Source organism: Mesorhizobium sp. WSM4829, from assembly GCF_055811475.1.
In genome coordinates this window covers 1-16,568 of record NZ_JBVVQJ010000038.1, presented here as the reverse complement: position 1 = coordinate 16,568, position 16,568 = coordinate 1, and the positions used below count along the sequence as shown (strand labels likewise).

The window sequence follows — 16,568 nt, the reverse complement described above, 5'->3', positions numbered from 1 at the left end:
AATGTGTCGACTGTCAATTCGCCCGTAGCCGTTGCCTTACATTCATTGTGAAAGCGGCGAGAGCGAACAGCAACATGATCATCAGTCCATTAATGCGTCTTTGGCTGGAAGAAACGATGGCTCGATTGGAAATCGGCACGTGGACATCGATGGCTCCGCGGGCGTCGATTGCCAGCGCGTCGAGGATGTGTCCGCGCGGATCGACGACAGCGGAAATGCCGTTATTGGCTGCACGCAACAATGGCACCCCGTTCTCCACCGCACGAATCTGCGCCTGCCTGAAATGCTGGTACGGACCCGGCGTGTCACCAAACCACGCGTCGTTCGTGACATTCACAATAAGCTCAGCTGACGTTGCGTCAACCGCTACCAGATCGGGAAAAATGACTTCGTAGCAAATGAACGGAAGCACGCTGATGCCGCCGGGCAACGCGATCGGGTGCCGCTCATTGCCCGCCGCGTAGGTTGTCGGCCCGGCGACGAGTTGTTTGAGCCCCAAGCGGCCAAGCAGGTCGGCAAAAGGCAGATATTCGCCAAAGGGCACCAGATGAACCTTGTCGACTGCATCGGCGATTTGACCCTTGTCGTCGATTGCCACCACCGAATTGTAGTACCGCCTGTCGGCATCTTCCGCCGACCCGCCTTCCTCCCGGACGACGCCGGCGATCAGCGTCTGGCCGTCGCCAAGCATCTCTCCCAGCGCGGTCAGCGCATCGGGACGTTCGGCGAAAAAAAACGGCACGGAGGTTTCCGGCCACAGGATCAATTGCGGCTTGGCATGACCAGTCTCTGGCGCCTTGGCCGAAAGCCCCATCAGTGTAGCGAAAATCCGGTCGGGCACTGAAGGGTCCCACTTTTCGCTGAGGTCGACGGCCGGCTGCACGATGCGGACGTCGATTGAGCGGGTTGCGGGTTCGACCTTGGCAGCAAGCCTGACATAGCCGAAGCCGACATGGGCCGCGACGAGAACGGCAGCCAGTGCACCCCCAAGGCGGATATGCCGGCGCGCCGCAAGCAGGGCCGGCAAGGCAAAGACGAAGACCGCCAGCGCGTTGATGCCGACCATGCCGGTCACCGACACGCTCTGCATAAGCAAGGGCACCGGCATCGCCGCGTAGCCGACGGCATTCCAGGGAAAGCCGGTGAACAGAAAGTCGCGCAGCCATTCCGCCAAGCCGAAGCCGAAGGCAAGGGCGGCGATGCGGCCGATGTCGTTGCTCCACAGCAGCCGGGCAACCGCTGTCGCGAAGCCATAGAAAAAAGCGAGCGCCAGCGGAATTCCGACCACTGCGAAGGGAAGCGCCCAGGCGAAACTGTCGGCCTCGACCAGAAGTGCTGAGCCGATCCACCATAGGCCGGCTAGAAAATAGCCGAAGCCGAACCACCAGCCGACGGCGAAGGCCGGCCGCAAATGCCGGAACCAGCCATCGGAGGCTTCGCCGGTGGCGCCGTCGAGGAGCCAGACCAGCAGCGGAAACGAAACGAAACAGACGGCGAAGAAATCGTATGGCGCCTGGGCAAGAACCGCCAGCGCACCGGCAAGAAACGCCACAAGCGCGCGGCGCCAGCCCCACAGCAGAATTATCCGGCCGGCCAGGCGCTTCATCGATGCTTCCGAGTCGTGCGAATCACGGCAGAAGATTTATCAGGCCACGGTCCGCGCTCCAAACGGCCATGCTTCAGCCAGACTGCCGGATTAGGTCTGCTGGATAGGTGGGGCGACTGACGCCGGCAAGATAAGTGTCGCATGTGAATTGTCGCGCAGACCGCACGTGCCGGTGTATCACTATAATGCGCGTGATAGAAATGCGTTCAGCCGCTCCAGCACGAGATCCGGGGCTTCGAGCTGAGGCAAGTGACCCACGCCAGGTAATGTTTCGAACGATGCCTGCGGGATCAGCGTATGAAGCGCTTTGCCTCGCTCCAGCGGGATCCATGGATCGTCCTTGCCCCAAATTATCTTTACCGGACACCTGATATCCCCGAACGCCGGCTCGACTTCGGCGGTATATTTTTCGTCGGCTTGCGCGAATTGCCGATAGAAGCTTCCTCGTCCCTCTTCGGCAAGCCACGGCTCGACAAGCCTCTCGAAATCTCCGGGCGCGATGTCATTTACGATCGCCCCCTTGATATATGCTTCCACGACCGCTCTGTGGATATGCGGCGGCAGGCCCAGAAAGGCATCCACATGGCGACCGACATGATCGAAGAACTCCGATCCCCAAGGGCGCATGGCGACGACATTCATCAGGACATACCGCTCGAAGTCGCAGCCATGCAGCAAATGCGCCCGTAGCGTCGTCGCTCCGCCGAAATCATGGGCAACAACGATGGGCTGCTCCAGGTCCCAATGCGCGAGCATCTCGGCGAATACTTCTCCTTGCACGTCGAGTGAGGTGCGTTGCTCCGCGCCTTTGTCCGATCGCCCGTATCCGGGCATATCGTACCAGTGGACACGATACCGCCTTGCAAGATCTGGAATAATCCGATGCCATGAGAACGAAGACCACGGCCAGCCGTGCGCCAGCACAAGCGCGGGTCCACTACCAAATTGACCCGCTGCCACAGCGCCCGCGGATGTTTCCACGGTCTCATCGAGTTTCCACGACATCAGACATTCTCCTAGTACTCAGGACAGCGTCCGAATGGTTCGCAAACCATGTAGTTCGAGACCGCTTCCCACCCATTGCTGAAATTCAGCCCGAGGATTCTAGTCGGTGCCAGCCTTCAATCTGCAGATCGCCCAGCCGTTCAGCCTCCTCGCGTGGAACAAAGCGCACGGTCTGGGAAAATGTCCAGACGTGACCTTCAGGATCGCGCGCCCTGTACTGCCGTTCACCGTAAAACTGGTCAGCCGGCTCCTGGACGATCTCGGCTCCCGCCGCCCTTGCACGATCGCAGTGGGAATCTAGGCCGTCCTTGAGGCGCACATAAACCGACTGCGTGTTCTTGCCGGCGACCGACGCGGGACTGGCTACATGGTCGGCCCATTCGGAATCGACGATGATATAGCCGTCACCGAACCGCATCTCGGAATGGACGAGCCTGCCATCAGCGTCGCTGACCACCATGCTCGGCTCGAAGCCGAAAGCCTTTTCAAGCCAGATCAAGGCGCCGCGCGGATTCCTGTAGAATATGCCGGAGCCCAAGGTTGAGCGCTTGAACGGATCGTCGACCGTCATCGGGCGAGCGGCGTCTTTCACGCCTGCTCGGCGCGGACGGCGCGCCGGCGGCGCTCGCTTTTCTGGGTCTCCACGATGCGCACCCGCTTGACGCGGCGTGGATCGGCGTCGAGCACATGGAATTCGAAGCCGGGGATGGCCTGCACCACTTCGCCGCGTGCCGGGACCCGGCCAAGCGTGTTGAAGATCATGCCGCCGATCGTGTCGACATATTCGCCATGCTCGCCGGCGGCAAAATCCTCGCCGATCATCTTGGCGACATCGTCGATCTCGGCCTTGCCGTCGACGACGAACACGCCCTCGCCGGTCTGGGTGATCATCGGCTCGTCCTCGTCGTGCTCGTCCTCGATGTCGCCGACCACCATCTCGACGATATCCTCGAGCGAGACCAGGCCATCGGTGCCGCCATATTCGTCGATGACCAGCGCCATCTGGGTGCGCATCGCCTGCATCCGCCCCATCAGGTCGGAGGCGAGCATCGACGGCGGCACGAAAAGCACCGGGCGGATCAGGGTCAGGTCGCCGATGGTGCGCGTGAGATCGACCTTGGCGAGATCGAGAAGCGTGGCAGGGGCGGCTTTCCTGGTCGTCCTGCTCTTTCTGACGCGGGCCAGCTTGGTGATGTGAGCGAGCACGTCGCGGATGTGGACCATGCCACGCGGGTCGTCGAGCGTCTCCGAATAGACCGGCATGCGGGAATGGCCGGACTGCTCGAACAGTCCCAGAAGATCGCCCAGGTTCGTCGTGATCTCGACCGCCTCGATGTCGGCGCGCGGCACCATGACATCCTCGACGCGAACCTCGCGCAGGCGCAGAATGTTGTTGAGCATGGCCCGTTCGCCGGGCGAAAAGGCGCCGGCATCGCTCGCCGTTTCGGCAAGCGCGTCGGCGATCTCCTCGCGCAGGCTGGTGCCGTTGCGCTGCCTGAACAGGCCGAGCACGCGATCGAACAGGGAAGGACCGGCAGGCGATGGCTCGCTGGCGAAGCTGCCGGTCGTGGTACTCGGACTAGAGTCCTCTTCCGTCTGTTCGGATGGCTTGGTCGCACTGCCGGCGTCTGGGTGGGCGGCAGTCTCTGGTTTGTCGTTCATCGTCGTCCGGTCATTTGATCTTTTTAGTTACGCGTAGGGATCGGGAATGGCAAGCCTTGCAAGTGCTGCGCGTTCGACGGCTTCCATTTCTTCGGCCTCGGCGTCGGTCTCGTGATCGTAGCCCAGCAAATGCAGCAGGCCGTGGATGACGAGATGGGTGATATGGTTGTCGACAGGCTTGTCTTCCAGTGCGGCTTCGCGCGCAACCGTCTCGGCGGCCAGCACAATGTCGCCCAGCATGGGCGGAAGCGGACCGCCCTTGGCGAGCGGAAAAGCCGGGAAAGACAGGACGTTGGTCGGTTTGTCCTTGCCGCGCCATCCCGCATTGAGACTGCGGATATGGACATCGTCAGAAAAAACGATGCTGAGCTCGGAAAGGCCGGCCGCGCCGGTTTCGGCAAACGCGGCGGCAACGGCGCGATCGACCAGCCGCGTCAGCGCGGCCTCATCGGGCCAGTCGCCCGCTTCGACTGCTATATCGATGTCGACGGGGACCGGAAGATCCCCGCCTACAGATTTTTTGTCCTCAGCCATAAGGCTGCATCATCGTGTTTTCTTGTTTGAGCATCGGATTGCCCCAAAACCGGTTCCCACTTTTGGGTCCGATGCTCTAGCCTTCGGCGCCCAGGCCCCGGGCCAGCTTGCCGTCGCGGTCGTAGGCCTTGACGATCTCGGCGACCAGCGGATGCCTGACGACATCGCCTTCGTTGAAGCGCACCGTCACCATGCCGGTGACGCCGTCGAGGATCCTGAGCGCCTCGACCAGACCGGATTTGGTGTTTTGCGGCAGGTCGATCTGGGTCGGATCGCCGGTGACGATCATGCGCGAATTCTCGCCGAGACGGGTCAGGAACATCTTCATCTGCATCGGCGTGGTGTTCTGCGCCTCGTCGAGGATGACGGCGGAGTGCGCCAGCGTGCGGCCGCGCATGAAGGCCAGCGGCGCGATCTCGATCACCTCGGCGGCAATCGCCCGCTCGACCTTGTCGGCCGGCATCATCTCGTAAAGCGCGTCATAGAGCGGCCGCAGATAGGGATCGACCTTCTCCTTCATGTCGCCGGGCAGGAAGCCGAGCCGCTCGCCGGCCTCGACGGCAGGCCGCGACAGCACGATGCGCTCGACCATGCCACGTTCGAGCAGCATCGCCGCATGCGCCACCGCCAGGAAGGTTTTTCCAGTGCCAGCCGGGCCGATGCCGAAGACGAGCTCGGACCGCTCCAGCGCGCGCATATAGGCGTCCTGGTTGAGCGAGCGGGCATAGATCGTCTTCTTGCGCGTCGATATCTGGGCGGCTGACACCTTGCCCTTGCGCTCCAGCGTCGGCAGCGTCAGCTGGTCGTCGGCGGCGATCGCCATGCGCACGGCGCCGTCGACGTCCGACTGGCCGATGTCAGCGCCTTTCTGGAGAATGCCGTAGAGATTATCCAGGGCGCGGCGCGCCTGCTCGGCGGCCGAGGCGGAGCCCTTGATGGTCAGCTGGTTACCGCGCGAGCGGATATCGACGCCAAGCTTCTGCTCGAGCCTGGCCAGATTCTCGTCGAACTGGCCATAAAGGGCGCTGGCAAGCTTGTTGTTGTCGAAAGTCAGAACGATGTGCGCCATATCCGAAGCCCCCGATGGTAGGTTCTGGGGCAGGTTCTTCACTTCCGCAGCGCTCAACCGTCTCTCCTCATCTGCCGAGACCTTCAGGCCAATTCGGCGAACAGGCTGTTGTAACCCGTCTTCGTGATTCGTACCTGGATAATCTCACCGATTTCGCCGGACTTTTCATCAACAATAACCGGCTGCAGCCACGGTGAGCGGCCGACCTTCTGGCCAGCCTGGCGGCCCGGCTTCTCGATCAGCGTGTCGATGGTGCTGCCGACCAGGCTGGCGCCGAACTCCTGCTGCTGGGTCAGCAACAGCGCCTGCAGTCGCTGCAGGCGCTCGTCCTTGACCGCTTCCGGCACATGATCGGCCATTTCCGCGCCCGGCGTGCCGGGGCGCGGCGAATATTTGAACGAGAAGGCCGAGGCATAGTTCACCTGGCGGACAAGGTCCATCGTCGCCTCGAAATCCGCATCCGTCTCGCCGGGAAAGCCGACAATGAAGTCGCCCGAAAGCGCGATATCGCTCCGTGCGGCGCGGATCCGGTCGAGCAGCGTCAAATAATCTTTTGCCGTATGCCTGCGGTTCATCGCCTTGAGGATGCGGTCGGAGCCGGATTGCACAGGCAAATGCAGATAGGGCATCAGCGCCGGCAAGTCACGGTGAGCGGCGATCAATTCGTCGTCCATGTCGCGCGGGTGGCTGGTGGTGTAGCGCAACCGCGCCAGCCCGGGAATCTCGGCCAGCCGGAACAGCAGGCGGCCAAGACCCCATTCCTCGGTCTTGCCCCCTTTGGCTTCGCCTTCGCCGTGCCAGGCATTGACGTTCTGTCCAAGCAGCGTCACCTCGCGCACGCCGGCTTGCGCCAGCCGCTCGGCCTCGGCGACGATCTGCGCCACCGGCCGCGACACTTCCGAGCCTCTGGTATAGGGCACCACGCAGAAGGTGCAGAACTTGTCGCAGCCTTCCTGCACCGTCAGGAACGCGGTGACGCCGCGCCTGATGATCTCGGCGCGCTTCGGCTGCGGCAGATGCTCGAACTTGTCTTCGATGGCGTAGTCCGTCTCGACGATCTTTTCGCCGCCGCGCACCCGTGCCAGCACGTCGGGCAGCCGATGATAGGTCTGCGGGCCGATGACCAGATCGACAGAAGGCGAGCGGCGGATGATCTCGGAGCCCTCGGCCTGCGCCACGCAGCCGGCGACGCCGACCAGCATCTCGCGGCCGGCCCGAGCCCGTTCGGCCTTCATCTCACGAATGCGGCCGAGTTCGGAATAGACCTTTTCGGCGGCTTTCTCGCGGATATGGCAGGTGTTGAGCAGCACCAGATCGGCCTCGCCGATCGCATCCGTCGCAGTATAGCCGTCGGCGGCCAGCGCGTCGGTCATGCGCTGCGAATCGTAGACGTTCATCTGGCAGCCATAGGTCTTGACGAAGACCTTCCGGCTCGCGGCAGGCGGCGCGACCGCAGTTTCGGTCGCAGTATCGATGTCGTCCCGTTCGATCGTGTTCAATTCCATCTGGCGGCTTCTAACGCCTTTCCCCGACAAAAAACAGACGATTCTGCCTTACAGCGCCGCGCCTCCTTTGGACGCGCAAAGCGCTGGAGCTTTTCCGGCTTACCGGCTCGGGCGCGGATCGGCGAGCGCCGCCTGCACCATATCACGCACCTGACTTTCCATCAGCCTGGCCGTTTCCTTGCGCCTGGAGCCCTTGGAGAAGGCGACCGGCTCGCCGAAATGCACCTCTACATCGAGCCCGCCCTCCGCCATCAGCACCTTGAGATGCGGCATCAAATCCTCGTCGCCGATCCAGGCGGCAATCGGCCGGTGCCTGCGGCCGAGCGGCACGCCGTGCAGGCGCGTATAGACGATCGCCACCGGCTGGATGAAGACCGTTTCGGCCGCCCCTTCCGAAATCGCCATCGAGGCGGCGCCGAACAGCGTGCTCTTGAACGGCAAGATCATGTTGCCGTCGCTGGTCGAACCTTCGGCAAACAGCACCATGGCGTCGCCCTTGGCCATGCGGCTGGCGATCTCGCTCGCCTGGTCGCCCGACGAACGTTTGCGCTCGCGCTCGATGAAAACGGTGCGCTGCAGCTTCGACAACATGCCGATCAACGGCCAGCCGGCCATGTCGGCCCTGGCGATGAACGTCACGTCGGCCATCGACCCCAGCACCATGATGTCGGTCCATGAAACGTGGTTCGACGCAACCAGTAACGGACGCTGATTGGACAAGGTCCCCTTGACGTGGATGCGCATGCCGAGCGCCCGGATGATGAGCCGGTGCCAGATCTTCAGGATGAACGTCTCGCGCCACAGGCCGGTCTTCATCGACAGGATCTGCAACGGCACGAGGATCAACGAGCCTGCGACAACGAGGCCCAACGCCAGGAAAATCCTGATTTTTCCGATCATTCGCTCTTGGCCCTGTCCCGAGTTCTGGCTAGAGCGACGCGTCCAACTGGACGTCCAAGCACGCTCTAGCGCTTTTTAATCTACGCATCTCAACCTGCGCATCGTGCTTTCCGAGAATCGGTTCCGATTTGCGGGCCGATGCGCTAGCGAAGATCGCGGCGCATGACAAGCGCTCCGGTCGGGCCGTGCTCGGGCGATCTGTAGTAGTTGGCACGTTTGCCGACCTCGCGGAATCCCAGCCGCCGATAGAGCGCGATCGCGGCGACGTTCGTCTCGTCGACCTCGAGGAAAAGCGCCTCGGCGCGTTGCGCATGCAGTTCGCGCAGCACCGCATCCATCAGTTGCCAGCCAAGGCCCTGGCGGCGATGGGAGCGCGCCACCGCGACAGTCAGGACCTCGCCTTCGCCGGCCGCCAGGCGCGCCAGCACGAAACCGACCGGCGGCTTGGCACCCTGGCCGGTCTCGCGCGCGGCATAGCCGAACACCGTGTCCTGCTCGATCAGCGCGGCGAATTCGTCATCACTCCACGGCCGGACGAAATCCTCGCGATGCAGCACCGACAGGGCCGCACTGTCGGCGACCGTCAGCGGCTCGAGCGCAAAGTCCCTGCGGCGCGGCTGGAGGAAAGGAATGCGCATCAGTTTTTCTTCCCGGCTTTCTTCCTGGACAGGATAAACCCGGCCTGCGGCTTGGCGTCAGCTCCGCGCAGATAAAGCGGTTTCGGCTTTTCGCCTTCACCCTTGGCAGCGGCCAGCCGGGCATAGATTGCGATATCCGTAGTGGCGCTTGTCGGGCCGACGTCGAAGGCGCGCCCGGCCGATGCAGCAATTTGCGTGGCCGCGGTGCCGGCCAGAACCGGAAACCCGTCAACCGCCATGGCGGCGGCTTGCGAAAGCGTGGCCACCGCGGGACCATAAATCAAAACGGATGCTTCGTCGTAAAGCGCTGCATGGATCTCCTCGCGGCCGGCGTCGAGCGCGGCCAGCACGGCGCGGCCGGGAAATGTCTCTTTCGCCTGCGCCGCCAGCGCTTCCAGCGTCGTCACCCCGATTGCCGGGATTTTCAGCGCCAGCGCCAGGCCCCGCGCCGCCGAGACGCCGACGCGCAGGCCGGTGAAGGAGCCCGGGCCGGTGGAGACAGCGATGGCGCCAAGACCGGCATAGTCGGTGCCGCCGATCGTCAACGCCTCTTCGATCACTGCCATCAGATGTTCGGCATGGCCCTTGCCGAGATCGAGCACCGAGCGGCCGAGTTCCTTCCCGGCCGCCGCGTCGTAGACACAGGCGGCGCAGAGATTGGCGGCACAATCGACGGCAAGCAACTTCATGAGACGGCCGGTTGGCAGCGCCCGCTTGGGGCACAGGGGGTTCGAAAGACAATTTCCCTGTGCCTGCCATGGCACGTCCCTGCAAGGGGATAATGCATAAATCGTTTGGCGGCTTCGCTTCGACCTCGCCCAAAAAGAGGTAACTCTCGGCGACCACAACCGTCAATGAACCAGTGCCGCACTATGCGGCCTGGTCGATGCGCAGCATGTGATTGTCCCAGACATAGTCCGGCTCGGACCGTGTCGCGCCGCCGGCTTGGGCTATCTGCCCCGTGCCGGTCGTCGCCATGAAGCTCGCCCCGTCGGGCGCCACGCCGCAGACCTCGGCCAGTGCGCTGGTGGCGACGATCCGGCCGCTGGCCGCATCGATGATGGCAAGCGAGTTGCCTTCCGGCGAGGACACCGCGACGGTACCGGCAGCAGGGTTGGCGGCGACCGAGCCGATGTAATTCCTGAAGCCGGACAGCACGTCCTGCGGCATGTCGAGCAGTTGCAGATCCTTGCCGCGCGCGGCGCGGCCGACCAGCAACGGACGATCGCCGCCCGGCCCCCTGTACTGGCAGCCGAACCAGACCGCGCCGGATTTGTCGGTATCCATGTGCCGGATCGAAAGCTGGTGCAGCGCCGGCGGCAATTCGTGCTTTTCGACAAGGTCGCCGGTAAGGCGGTCGACCAGCACATAAGATGGCTTCATCGACGCGATGTTGAGCTCGGCGCGGCCATAATCGGGATGCGTCTCGATGCCGCCATTGGCGACGGAAATCGTCCTGCCGTCGCCGAGCAGCAGCAGCTCGTGCGGACCCATGCCATAGGTCGGGAACTCGCCAACGCGCTTGAATTTCGCACGCGTGTCATAGACGCCTACCACGCCGGCGGCATTGTCGAAATCGTTCTCGGTGGCGTAGAGCAGCGCACCGTCGGTCGAATACACGCCGTGGCCGAAGAAATGCCGGCCACTGATGCTGGCAATGGTCAGCGGCTCGTCACGGCCGGTATGGTCGAACACAACCGCGAAAGTGCCGGGCTGCCTGGCAAAGACCACCGAGCGTTTCGACAGCGGATCGAAGGTGACGTCGTGACCGCGGGCGGGCAGGTCGATGGCATGCAGCACCTTGCCGGCCTCGGACAGGATCGCCGCGCCATAGCTGCCGTCGCGCTTGACGAAAGCGGTGGCGAAGACGGCGTCCGTGCTAAGCGTCTTCGCCCATGCCGACGGCGCCATCGCCGCAACAAAGCCTACCCCGGCAGCCCTCAGGAAGTCGCGGCGGTCGATCAGCGACGTTTTCAGAATCAGTCTCCGTCGAGCGACGAGAACCCGGCGGTCAGGCCGAATTCGGCGGTTAGCCTGGTGCCGATGAGGGTCGACAGGCTGGATGTCACCAGCGAGAAGTGGTCGAGCTTCTGGCGCAGCGCCGGATCGGCAAGCGCCTTGTCGATCGGGCCTCTGATGGCGGTGGCGTCGGCGGCGCCGTTGACGAGCTGGATGTGGATCGATTCCGCCATCCAGCGCGCATCGGGCGACAGCGCGTCGCCAAGCTGCGAAGCCTGGAACAGAGCGTCCATCCCCGAAAGATTTCCGGTCAGCGAACGCGCGGTGTTTTGTGAACGCCAGTAGATCGCCTGTTTCGGCTTGTCGGCCTGCGGGCTACTGCCCAGAAAACCTTTCAGGCGCACGTCACGGACCATCTCCAGTTCGTTGATGAAGACGCCGACCAATTCGGTCACCGCTTCCGTGCCGTCGCGGTAGAGTGGGTTTTGCGGCCCCGGATTGGCCCAAAGTGCAGCAAAGCCGTCGGGCTTGTTCCAGGCGTCGCTGACCTCGGCGGCAATCGTTTCGATGTTGCCGGCGACGGCCGCGCCGTAAGCGCAGCGATAGGGATCGTCCCTGCCGGCGAGCCGCTCGGCGCCATCGCCGTAAAGCACGAATTCCAGCGCGCCGAGGCCTTGCATGGCGACGCTCTTTGTCGCCAGATGGGCCGGATCGGCGGCGGTCCGGTCTTTACTGGCCAATGCCGCCTGCACCTGCCTCAGGCCGATGCTCTTGCGGTCCGGCCAAAACAGCATGCGTTCCAGCCGGTTGTTCTGCGTGATCGGTCCGATGCGGATGATCTCGACGACCGACCAGGCATCCACGGTGCCGGAGAATTCGGCGCGCGCCGCATCGAGATGGTCCTGCGAAGGCGCGTCGCACAGCGTCCGCACTGCCTTGCTCAGGCTGTCGGCATGGTCTTGCAGGCGTGCATAGGCCGGGCGGACAAAGCCGTCGATCGATCGCTGGATCACGTCGGAAGCCTTCACCGCTGCGGACGCCGGCAATGCGCCGGCGAGGACCAGCGGGAGAACCAGGACAAACGCCAGACGCTTCGACATCACAAAGACTCCAGGAATTTGACCAGTGCGGCGCGATCGGGCGCGGCGGCGGCGGCAAAGCGGTCGCGCGCCTTCTGCCCCTCGCCGCCATGCCACAGGATCGCCTCGGTCAGGGTGCGCGCCCGCCCGTCGTGCAGGAAGAAGGTGTTGCCGTTGACGGTCTGGGTAAGACCGATGCCCCACAGCGGCGGCGTGCGCCATTCGCTCCCGCTGGCATCGCCCACCGCTTGCCCGTCGGCGAGGCCCGGCCCCATGTCGTGCAGCAGAAAATCGGAATAGGGCCAGATCAGCTGGAAGGCCTGCGCCTTGTTGGGCGTGCCGCGGCGGGTGACGAATTTCGGCGTATGGCAGGCAATGCAGCCCATGTCGTAGAACAGCTTCTTGCCGGCCAGCACATCGGGCTTGTCGAGATCGCGCCGCGCCGGCACGGCGAGGTTTTGCGAATAGAAGGTGACCAGGTCCATCACCGGCGGCGGCGCCTCGACCGGGCCGAGCCGCTCCTGGACGCCGTTGGCCATGGCAAGGCAGTTCTTTTCGGCCGCGGTGCAATCGCCCCAGTGGTTCGGCACTTCCGGCGTCGAAATGCCGATGTCGCCGGCGAATGCGTCCGCCGCCTGCTGGCGGATCGAAGGGGTCTGCGCCTTCCAGCCAAAGCGGCCGAGCGTCGGCTCGCCGCTGTGGCCGTCGCGCACAATATTGGGCTTTCCGGAGATGCCGTCACTGTTGCGATCGTCCGGATCGGCACTGGCGAGAATGTCGGCCGGCGCGATTTGCTCGACCAGGCCGAGGCCGATCATCGGCGGCGTCAAGCGCGGCGAAAGCGTGGTGTGCGGATTGAGCGGCCCGTTGGCAAGATCATCGACCGAATAGCTCGGCTTGCGCAGCCAAACCACGGTGCCGTCCGGCAGCGCGACTTTTTGCTCCTGGTAGACGACACGCATCCTGCCTTCGCCGCGAAGGCCCGGAACGGCCAGTTCCTGCAATTGCGAGCCGTAGACCGGATCAGGGAAGTTGAGCATCTTGCCGGCGACGAGCGCTGCTTTCTCCTCCTCGGTGCTCGCCTGCCGCGCCAGCCGCAAAAACATCGAGGTGGTGCCGCTGTCGGCTTGCGGCGGATGACCGCGACCGTCCTTCAGATGGCAATTCTGGCACGCCCGCTCGTTGAACAGCGGACCAAGCCCGTCCGATGCCTGCGTCGACGAGGGCGACGACACCCAGTTCTTGCGGAAAAGAGCATTGCCGAGCTTGAAGGTGCCTTGTTCCTCGAAAGTGATATTGGCGGAAGATTGCGAGAAAGCGTCCTTGTTGGCGCCTTTCCGCGACGTGCCGGCGCCACCCTGCATCGGCTCGAACTGCTCGGGCTTGGAGAAATCCCTGGTCGGCCTGGTGATGGCAATGACGCGCGCCAGATCCTTCGGCGTCAGATCGGCACGGCCGGTGGCGAGACCCGCCGGTTCGGGCGCGCCGGCCAGCGCCGTGGCGGTCAGCGCGACCACTACGGCAGGCGAAAGCCCACGAAGCCAGCTGTATCGCGGGTTGTGGTGGGACGACAGGCCGCAATCCTCGGCCCGCCGCAAGCGGCGCAAGTAGTCTAAGCGGCGCCGCATTCCGGCATGTCCCTAATCCGCCTCGTCGGCCGATGCGGCGTTGAGCTGGCCGTATTTTTCCTCGCCGATCGAGGCGAGCAGGTCGAGCTGCGTCTCGAGGAAGTCGATGTGACCTTCCTCGTCGGACAACAAATCCTCGAACAGCTTCATCGTCACATAGTCACCTGCTTCGTCACAAATCTCGCGCGACCGTTTGTAGGCAGTGCGCGCGTCATACTCGCCGGCAAGATCCGATTCGAGCACTTCCTTGACATTCTGTCCGATGCGCAGCGGCGCTACGGACTGCAGGTTCGGATGGCCTTCAAGGAAGATGATGCGGGCCACGAGCCGGTCGGCATGGTGCATCTCCTCGATCGATTCCGCGCGTTCCTTCTTTGCCAGCTTGGCGTATCCCCAGTCTTCCAGCAGGCGGAAATGCACCCAGTACTGATTGACTGCTCCAAGTTCCAGAAACAGAGCCTCGTTAAGCCGCTCTATGATCTGTTGTTCGCCTTTCATGGGTTCTGCTCCCGTATTGAACGCGCAGGCCTCTGACGCGATCCAGGTGTGAAACGACATCCACGCCGCTCGCCTCCGAGCGGGCGTGGTAATTTTCGGTTACCCGAATGATCGTTTCGACCACATTTGGGAAGCAGCCGCAACAGCGACCACGCTTCTGCATGGCATGATAGATCTTCGCCGGCACGATAAGCTGCCAGGGGTCCTGATCCAGCAGCCCGACGATCGTCTGCTCAATCTCCTTCTCGGTGATGATGTTGCAATGGCAGATCAGCATTATTTGCTCTGTGTGGCTGACGGCGCGTGCTCGGCGCCATGTGGCTTATTTTCTTAGTGGAGCCTGGGCTTTCGGTTCGGGCTCCGGGCATCGACGCCTTACTGAAACACCTTGTCCGGCGCATCGAGGCTGTCCGAGCCCTCGAAGGCGATGGCATTGAGTTTCAGGGTGCCGACGGCGCGTTCGATCGACTTGGTCTGGTCGACCAGCGAGTCGATCGCCGCCTGCACGGTGGCGTTGCCTTGCGTACTGCCTTCGCCGATCTGCTGGTCATAGGCCTCGCCGCCAAGCGCCCGCGCCTTGATCGCTTCCATCTTGGCGACGGTGACATCAAGCTTGTCCGACAGTTCCTTGTCGACCGCCGGATCGGCCTCCTTGACCATGTCGGATACCGACGGTCCTTTGACGACGGTGCCGTCGAGGCGGGTGTAGTTGCCCTTATAGGCGGCGCGAATGCCGACGGCATCGTAGAGATGGGAATCGTAGGTGTTGTCGGAGAAGCAGTCATGCTCCTCTTCCGGGTCGTGCAGCAGCAGGCCGAGCTTCATGCGCTCGCCGGCGAGTTCGCCGTAGGACAGCGAGCCCATGCCGGTGAGGATGGTCGAGATGCCGGCTTTCGGCTCGCCATCGACAAGGTTCTTGCGGGCGGCGCCGCCTTCCTTCCAGTCGTTGACCATGTCCTGCAGATCGGAAACCAGAAGCTCGCTCGCCGACTTCAGGTACTGCGCGCGACGATCGCAATTGCCGCCGGTGCAGTTGGCGAGGTCGTAGTCCGTATAGGGCCGTTCGCCAGTGCCCGGGCCGGTGCCGTGCAGGTCCTGGCCCCACAGCAGGAATTCGATGGCGTGATAACCGGTCGCCACATTGGCCTCGATGCCGCCGGCCTCCTGCAGCGTGCCGGAGAGGAACTCGGGAGTAAGATTGGTGGCGTCGATCTTCTTGCCGTCGATCTCGATCGACTTGTTGGCGATCACATTGGCGGTATACAGCGCATTCGCGTCCGACTCGGTGCCGTAGTTCTCGGCGACATAATCGATCAGGCCTTCGTCCAGCGGCCAGGCGTTCACCTTGCCTTCCCAGTCGTCGACGATGGCGTTGCCGAAGCGATAGACTTCGGTCTGCTGATAGGGAACGCGCGACGCTTTCCAGGCCTCGCGGGCGGCGGTGAGCGTTTCCACCGAAGGCTTGGCGAGCAGCGCGTCGACGGCCTTGCCGAGCGCCTGCGCCGCGGTCAGCGAATCCTCATATTTGGCGAGCGCAATATCGGAATAGGTCTTGATGACCGCCTTGGCATCGGTTTCCGCCTTGGCGGGCAGCACGAATATCGCCGCCGTCAAGGCCACCGTGGCGCCGATCGCTGCAAGCCTGCTGCCATATCGCGCCGTGATCATCGCTCTCATGATTGTCATCTCCCTCGGGAATTCAGTGAAAATGCCGGCGCCAAAGGCGCGTCGGCAGGCAATCGGCGCCAAGGCAGGTCCATGCCATTGAGCGAGATACAGGCCGCGGCATAGCGCGGTTTGCGGAAGAAAGACATCGAAATGCCTCCAATCGAAAGGGTTCAAGGCCCAGACATCAAAGGGATGCGCTTGACGCGCACGCTTCCATAAAGCGATGAAGGTGCCGGAAGTCAACCAATTTCAGAGAGAAAAGCCAATTGAAACAACAGTTTAGAATTATTCTAAACTGCAAGTATCAACTTTAGCCGTATTTGCCGCGCCGTCGTGGAACGAACGATTGACAGACCGCCATTCCGGGTGCGACCCGCAAGGGTGGTCTTGCGGCGGCGTCAGACAATCGCCACTTGGCGAGACGTCCTAGACTTGGATAACGCCTAGGAGAGATGAGGAATTGGGGCTGCGATGAAAAACGGTGTGGTCATTGTCGGTGCGGGTCATGCGGGCGTGCAAGCGGCCGCCAGCCTGCGCGAGGACGGCTACGACGAACCCGTGATCCTCATCAGCGATGAGGACGAACTGCCCTACCACAAGCCGCCGCTGTCGAAGACCTTCATCAAGGATCAGGAGGCCAGACCGCAGCCGCTGCGCGGCGAGGCTTTTTATACCGGCAGCGCGATCGACTACCGGCCGGGCGTGGGGGGGGGGGGGGGGGGAGGGGGGCCGCCGCGGGGGGGGGGGGGGGGTATCGGGCCCCACCCCGGTGGGCCGCGGCTTGCAGCCGCCCGGGACCCGCCGCGGCCGCAGGGGG

17 protein-coding genes are annotated in these 16,568 nt (G+C 63.3%); 1 reads left to right on the top strand and 16 read right to left on the bottom strand.

Going from position 1 to position 16,568, the window contains the following annotated elements; all coding sequences use genetic code 11:
* Positions 1 to 13 precede the first annotated feature (13 nt).
* The 16 genes from lnt to AC0L17_RS27535 all read right to left on the bottom strand — a co-directional run bounded on the left by lnt (position 14) and on the right by AC0L17_RS27535 (position 15,751).
* Complete coding sequence (gene lnt, locus AC0L17_RS27610) at positions 14 to 1,606, bottom strand: apolipoprotein N-acyltransferase (protein WP_473518122.1); 1,593 nt, start codon at positions 1,604 to 1,606, stop codon at positions 14 to 16.
* A gap of 180 nt (positions 1,607 to 1,786) precedes the next feature.
* Complete coding sequence (locus tag AC0L17_RS27605; RefSeq protein ID WP_473518121.1) at positions 1,787 to 2,611, bottom strand: alpha/beta fold hydrolase; 825 nt, start codon at positions 2,609 to 2,611, stop codon at positions 1,787 to 1,789.
* 85 nt (positions 2,612 to 2,696) lie between these two features.
* Entirely contained in the window at positions 2,697 to 3,182 is a 486-nt protein-coding gene (locus AC0L17_RS27600) for a VOC family protein (RefSeq protein WP_473518147.1), read from the bottom strand.
* 17 nt (positions 3,183 to 3,199) lie between these two features.
* A complete protein-coding gene (locus AC0L17_RS27595; RefSeq protein ID WP_023802107.1) occupies positions 3,200 to 4,273 on the bottom strand; it encodes a hemolysin family protein in 1,074 nt (357 codons plus the stop codon).
* Between the two features lie 27 nt (positions 4,274 to 4,300).
* The gene (ybeY, locus tag AC0L17_RS27590; protein WP_473518120.1) at positions 4,301 to 4,807 is read right to left on the bottom strand and encodes an rRNA maturation RNase YbeY; all 507 of its coding nucleotides are present in this window, start codon (positions 4,805 to 4,807) and stop codon (positions 4,301 to 4,303) included.
* Positions 4,808 to 4,883: 76 nt separating this feature from the next.
* Positions 4,884 to 5,876: a PhoH family protein gene (locus AC0L17_RS27585; protein WP_287305617.1), complete on the bottom strand. Its 993-nt coding sequence runs from the start codon at positions 5,874 to 5,876 to the stop codon at positions 4,884 to 4,886.
* Positions 5,877 to 5,959: 83 nt separating this feature from the next.
* Complete coding sequence (gene miaB / locus AC0L17_RS27580; RefSeq protein ID WP_473518119.1) at positions 5,960 to 7,381, bottom strand: tRNA (N6-isopentenyl adenosine(37)-C2)-methylthiotransferase MiaB; 1,422 nt, start codon at positions 7,379 to 7,381, stop codon at positions 5,960 to 5,962.
* A 99-nt stretch (positions 7,382 to 7,480) separates the two neighbouring features.
* A complete protein-coding gene (gene olsA / locus AC0L17_RS27575; RefSeq protein WP_023802103.1) occupies positions 7,481 to 8,281 on the bottom strand; it encodes a lyso-ornithine lipid O-acyltransferase in 801 nt (266 codons plus the stop codon).
* A gap of 143 nt (positions 8,282 to 8,424) precedes the next feature.
* On the bottom strand, positions 8,425 to 8,919 hold the full coding sequence (gene rimI / locus AC0L17_RS27570; RefSeq protein ID WP_023802102.1) for a ribosomal protein S18-alanine N-acetyltransferase: 495 nt from the start codon (positions 8,917 to 8,919) through the stop codon (positions 8,425 to 8,427).
* Positions 8,919 to 9,608, bottom strand: coding sequence for a tRNA (adenosine(37)-N6)-threonylcarbamoyltransferase complex dimerization subunit type 1 TsaB (tsaB, locus tag AC0L17_RS27565; RefSeq protein WP_473518118.1), 690 nt, complete (start codon positions 9,606 to 9,608; stop codon positions 8,919 to 8,921). Before tsaB ends, rimI begins: the two co-directional genes overlap by 1 nt.
* Positions 9,609 to 9,789: 181 nt before the next feature.
* The gene (locus AC0L17_RS27560) at positions 9,790 to 10,896 is read right to left on the bottom strand and encodes a DUF1513 domain-containing protein (RefSeq protein ID WP_473518146.1); all 1,107 of its coding nucleotides are present in this window, start codon (positions 10,894 to 10,896) and stop codon (positions 9,790 to 9,792) included.
* A gap of 2 nt (positions 10,897 to 10,898) precedes the next feature.
* Entirely contained in the window at positions 10,899 to 11,978 is a 1,080-nt protein-coding gene (locus AC0L17_RS27555; protein ID WP_473518117.1) for an imelysin family protein, read from the bottom strand.
* On the bottom strand, positions 11,978 to 13,585 hold the full coding sequence (locus AC0L17_RS27550) for a di-heme oxidoreductase family protein (RefSeq protein WP_473518116.1): 1,608 nt from the start codon (positions 13,583 to 13,585) through the stop codon (positions 11,978 to 11,980). The genes AC0L17_RS27555 and AC0L17_RS27550 overlap by 1 nt, the downstream gene beginning before the upstream one ends.
* 12 nt (positions 13,586 to 13,597) lie before the next feature.
* Entirely contained in the window at positions 13,598 to 14,083 is a 486-nt protein-coding gene (bfr, locus tag AC0L17_RS27545; RefSeq protein ID WP_023802097.1) for a bacterioferritin, read from the bottom strand.
* Complete coding sequence (locus tag AC0L17_RS27540) at positions 14,049 to 14,360, bottom strand: (2Fe-2S)-binding protein (RefSeq protein WP_023802096.1); 312 nt, start codon at positions 14,358 to 14,360, stop codon at positions 14,049 to 14,051. Before AC0L17_RS27540 ends, bfr begins: the two co-directional genes overlap by 35 nt.
* A gap of 98 nt (positions 14,361 to 14,458) precedes the next feature.
* Positions 14,459 to 15,751, bottom strand: a complete 1,293-nt coding sequence (locus AC0L17_RS27535; RefSeq protein ID WP_473518145.1) for an imelysin family protein — start codon at positions 15,749 to 15,751, stop codon at positions 14,459 to 14,461.
* A 471-nt stretch (positions 15,752 to 16,222) separates the two neighbouring features.
* On the opposite strand from AC0L17_RS27535, the gene AC0L17_RS27530 reads away from it, so the two are divergent.
* Positions 16,223 to 16,568: FAD-dependent oxidoreductase (locus AC0L17_RS27530; protein WP_473518115.1), on the top strand; the 346-nt coding region annotated here is incomplete at its 3' end.

Excerpts from the sequence above, each read along its gene's own strand:
- tsaB (WP_473518118.1), bottom strand. The coding sequence starts at position 9,608 with ATGAAGTTGCTTGCCGTCGATTGTGCCGCCAATCTCTGCGCCGCCTGT.
- AC0L17_RS27595 (WP_023802107.1), bottom strand. The coding sequence starts at position 4,273 with ATGAACGACAAACCAGAGACTGCCGCCCACCCAGACGCCGGCAGTGCG.
- olsA (WP_023802103.1), bottom strand. The coding sequence starts at position 8,281 with ATGATCGGAAAAATCAGGATTTTCCTGGCGTTGGGCCTCGTTGTCGCA.
- AC0L17_RS27585 (WP_287305617.1), bottom strand. The coding sequence starts at position 5,876 with ATGGCGCACATCGTTCTGACTTTCGACAACAACAAGCTTGCCAGCGCC.
- rimI (WP_023802102.1), bottom strand. The coding sequence starts at position 8,919 with ATGCGCATTCCTTTCCTCCAGCCGCGCCGCAGGGACTTTGCGCTCGAG.
- AC0L17_RS27605 (WP_473518121.1), bottom strand. The coding sequence starts at position 2,611 with ATGTCGTGGAAACTCGATGAGACCGTGGAAACATCCGCGGGCGCTGTG.
- bfr (WP_023802097.1), bottom strand. The coding sequence starts at position 14,083 with ATGAAAGGCGAACAACAGATCATAGAGCGGCTTAACGAGGCTCTGTTT.
- ybeY (WP_473518120.1), bottom strand. The coding sequence starts at position 4,807 with ATGGCTGAGGACAAAAAATCTGTAGGCGGGGATCTTCCGGTCCCCGTC.
- lnt (WP_473518122.1), bottom strand. The coding sequence starts at position 1,606 with ATGAAGCGCCTGGCCGGCCGGATAATTCTGCTGTGGGGCTGGCGCCGC.
- AC0L17_RS27550 (WP_473518116.1), bottom strand. The coding sequence starts at position 13,585 with ATGCGGCGCCGCTTAGACTACTTGCGCCGCTTGCGGCGGGCCGAGGAT.
- AC0L17_RS27540 (WP_023802096.1), bottom strand. The coding sequence starts at position 14,360 with ATGCTGATCTGCCATTGCAACATCATCACCGAGAAGGAGATTGAGCAG.
- AC0L17_RS27535 (WP_473518145.1), bottom strand. The coding sequence starts at position 15,751 with ATGATCACGGCGCGATATGGCAGCAGGCTTGCAGCGATCGGCGCCACG.
- AC0L17_RS27600 (WP_473518147.1), bottom strand. The coding sequence starts at position 3,182 with ATGACGGTCGACGATCCGTTCAAGCGCTCAACCTTGGGCTCCGGCATA.
- miaB (WP_473518119.1), bottom strand. The coding sequence starts at position 7,381 with ATGGAATTGAACACGATCGAACGGGACGACATCGATACTGCGACCGAA.
- AC0L17_RS27555 (WP_473518117.1), bottom strand. The coding sequence starts at position 11,978 with ATGTCGAAGCGTCTGGCGTTTGTCCTGGTTCTCCCGCTGGTCCTCGCC.